The 3,408-nt window shown below is 73.1% G+C and carries 3 protein-coding genes and 1 pseudogene; 2 read left to right on the plus strand and 2 right to left on the minus strand.

The annotated features are described in order from the left end of the window. Positions 1-406: hypothetical protein (locus tag ACTUAL_RS19220; RefSeq protein ID WP_440901226.1), on the plus strand; the 406-nt coding region annotated here is incomplete at its 5' end. Between the two features lie 104 nt (positions 407-510). Here the strand turns inward: ACTUAL_RS19220 and ACTUAL_RS19225 are convergent. After that, complete coding sequence (locus ACTUAL_RS19225) at positions 511-807, minus strand: HPF/RaiA family ribosome-associated protein (RefSeq protein WP_096492450.1); 297 nt, start codon at positions 805-807, stop codon at positions 511-513. Between the two features lie 209 nt (positions 808-1,016). Continuing rightward, positions 1,017-2,003, minus strand: coding sequence for an Acg family FMN-binding oxidoreductase (locus ACTUAL_RS19230; protein WP_440901227.1), 987 nt, complete (start codon positions 2,001-2,003; stop codon positions 1,017-1,019). Positions 2,004-2,183: 180 nt separating this feature from the next. On the opposite strand from ACTUAL_RS19230, the pseudogene ACTUAL_RS19235 reads away from it, so the two are divergent. Beyond that, positions 2,184-3,408: pseudogene (locus ACTUAL_RS19235) on the plus strand (phosphoketolase); the annotation flags it as partial.

Below are 3,408 nucleotides of genomic sequence, written 5' to 3' on the forward strand. Positions count from 1 at the left end.
TCTCGCACTGCTGCGCAGCGCGGGAGCAGTACCGGTGAGCCCGTGGACGCTGGACGGGCGCCCGGTGGTGGCCGACGAGGTCGGGGAGCTGCTGCGGGGGCGGATCGCGGCGGGTGCGCTGGAGACGTGGCTCGCCTCGGACGGCGGGCGGTCGCTGGCGGTGGTGGGCAACGGCGAGCGCGCGATGGTCATGCTGCTGGAGCACGAGGGTGATCCGGGGGAGCACGCGGTCGACCCCGGCGCCGACCCGGACGACTGGAGCGACGGGTTCGAGCTGGCGAACGGCCAGAGCGACGAGTACCCCGACGTCGACACCGTGCCGGTCGACGAGGCGCTGCGGTTCGTGGAGCACGTGGTGCGGCTGGGGAGCTGGCCGCCGGACGCGCAGTGGGTGGTGGACCGCTAGGGGCGGTCCCTGGGACAACACGAACCCGAAGTCCGCTGTGGACTCCGGGTTCGACTTCGTCCCGCTCCGCGCCTAAGACCGCGACACCGCTGTCCCGGACGCGCTCAGCCGTGCATCTTGACCAGTTGCGCCTTCAGCCTGTCCTGCAACAGGTCCACGACCTCGATGAACGTGTCCGCGCCCGCGTCCGCGTTCACCGCGTGCCCGTCCACGTGCAGCGTCCCGTGCGCCACCAGTCTGCGCGGGCCGTCGTAGGACAGCCGGACCATCGCGAACGGCACCTCGCCGGGGGCGTACTTGCCGAGGCAGCCGATCTTCACGCCCGCGTACTCCCGCGCCGCCTCGGGGACCCTGCGGGCCAGGCTCAGCTGCATGTTCACGATCTCGCGCGCTTTGCTCATACCACGATCATGCTCAGCGCGCGAACCACGACCCAGTGCCCAAGGTCCCCCACGGGCTAGGACCCTTACCGGGGACCGAATCCGCGCCACGACGGCACCCCGCAGCAACCCCGCAGCACCTCCGCGAAGCCCCCCGCGCGCACGAACGCGCCCCGGCCGGACAACCCGACCGGGACGCTCCACCACCCCCGCTCACCGCCGCTGAGCGCTCACCACTTCGCCAGCACCTCGTCCAGCGCCCGCCTCGGCGTCGGCGGCAGCGGGTCGGCGTCGAACGACGCCCAGCCCACGCGCAGCGCGATCTGCGGGAACACCGACCCGTCCAGCACCTCGTCCCGCACCCGCTGCCGCGCCTCCGCCACCTCCAGCGGCTGGCTCAGCGGGCACGCCACCAGCCCGGCCGCCGTCGCCTCCAGCAGCACCGCGCTCATCGCCTCACCGGCCTTGAGCCGCGACAACCGGTCGTCGGACGTGGTCCCCAGCACCAGCAGGGTCGCCCCGTCCTCCTCCCACGTCCCGTTCTCCGGGCACAGCAGCTCCCCGCTCGGGAACTCCCGCATCCCCACGTCCCCGTACCGGTGCTGCCCGAACGGCGCGTTCGCCGCGGGCACGCCCTCCGGCTCCACGTGCCCGCCGCTCCACCGCCGCAGCTCCGACCGGTACGCCGGGTCCGCCTCCTGCACGGCCGCCGCCCGCGCCACCGCCAGCGACAGCTCGAACCGCGCCCGCGTGCCCAGGACCTCCCGCGCCACAACGCCTTCCTCGACCGCGCGGTCCACCAGCTGCGCCAGCACCGCCCTGGGCACCGCCCACGACGAGTACCGCCTGCGGTCCGTGCGCCGCCGCTGGATCGCCGCCGCCAGCGCGATCTCCTCCGCCTCCGGCTCCTGCCGGGACAGCTCGACCGACGCCAGGTGGTCCGGGTCGGAGGCGTTGGGCAGCCTGCGCACCACCGCGCGCATCCCCAGCGCCGCCAGCGCCACCCGCAGGTGGTGCAGCGCCGCCCCGCAGCTGAGCACCAGGTCCGCGCCGTCGGGGTCCGTCGCGGGCAGGCAGCGCTGCGGGTCGGCGTACAGGTGCACGCTGCTGTCGCCCAGCCTCCACCGCCACGGCTGGGTGTTGTGCATCGAGGGCGCGCGGCAGGCCAGTGCCACCGCGGCCCGGATCGTCTCGTCGTCGGGCAGACCGCGGTCCATGCGGCTCACCTCCAGGTGTTCGTCGCCCACGACGTTGCCGGCAGTCCCAGGCCCCTTCTCAGGGCCACAAGTCCCTGTGCGACGGGGACCGCCGGACCTTCAACCGGCCGGGGTCGGCGCGCCAGGCTTGGGGTAGCCCCCCGTGGACATCGGACGGCAACCGCAGTCGAGGAGACCTGGATGTCAACGCAGACCGGGAGAACCGGAGCAGACCTCAAGCTGATCGATGCCTACTGGAGGGCGGCGAACTACCTGTCAGCGGGTCAGATCTACCTGCTGGACAACCCCTTGCTCAGCACGCCGCTGGAAGCGGCCAACATCAAGCCGAGGCTGCTCGGGCACTGGGGCACCACCCCCGGCCTGAACTTCGTCTACGCGCACCTGAACCGCGTCATCAAGCAGCGGGAAGCCGAAGTCCTCTTCATCACCGGCCCCGGCCACGGCGGTCCCGCGCTGCTGGCCAACACCTGGCTGGAGGGCACCTACAGCGAGACCTACGCCGAGGTGCCGCGGGACGCGCGCGGCATGGCGAAGCTGTTCCGGCAGTTCTCCTTCCCCGGCGGGGTTCCGAGCCACGTCGCGCCGGAGGTGCCAGGCTCCATCCACGAGGGCGGTGAGCTGGGCTACTCGCTGGCGCACGCGTTCGGCGCCGCCTTCGACAACCCGGACCTGGTCGTCGCCTGCGTCATCGGCGACGGCGAGGCCGAGACCGGCCCGCTCGCCGCGAGCTGGCACGCCAACAAGTTCCTGGACCCGGCGCAGGACGGCGCGGTGCTGCCGATCCTGCACCTCAACGGCTACAAGATCGCCAACCCGGCGCTGCTGGCCCGCATCCCGCACGAGGAGCTGGACAGCCTGCTGCGCGGCTACGGCTACGCCCCGGTCGACGTGGAGGGCCACGAGCCGGAGGCCATGCACGCCGCGATGGCCGAGGCGCTCGACGAGGTCTTCGACGCCATCGAGAAGATCCAGGCCAAGGCCCGCTCCGGCGAGGACACCACCCGCCCGGCGTGGCCGATGATCGTGCTGCGCAGCCCCAAGGGCTGGACCGGACCGTCCGAAGTGGACGGTGTCCAGGTCGAGGGCACCTGGCGCTCGCACCAGGTCCCGCTCTCCGGCGTGCGCGACAACCCCGAGCACCTGCGGATGCTGGAGCAGTGGCTGCGCTCCTACCGGCCCGAGGAGCTGTTCGACGCGAACGGCGCCCCGGTCCCCGAGCTCGGCGAGCTGGTCCCGCCCGGCCACCTGCGCATGGGCGCCACCCCGCACGCCAACGGCGGAACCCTGCTGCGCGACCTGCGGATGCCCGCCCTGAGCGAGCACGCCGTCGACGTGCCCGAGCACGGCGGCAGCACCTCCGAGCCCACCAGGGTCCTCGGGCAGTTGCTGCGCGACGTGGTCGAGC

It is taken from the genome of Actinosynnema sp. (genome assembly GCF_052038725.1).

Excerpts from the sequence above, each read along its gene's own strand:
- ACTUAL_RS19230 (WP_440901227.1), bottom strand. The coding sequence starts at position 2,003 with ATGGACCGCGGTCTGCCCGACGACGAGACGATCCGGGCCGCGGTGGCA.
- ACTUAL_RS19225 (WP_096492450.1), bottom strand. The coding sequence starts at position 807 with ATGAGCAAAGCGCGCGAGATCGTGAACATGCAGCTGAGCCTGGCCCGC.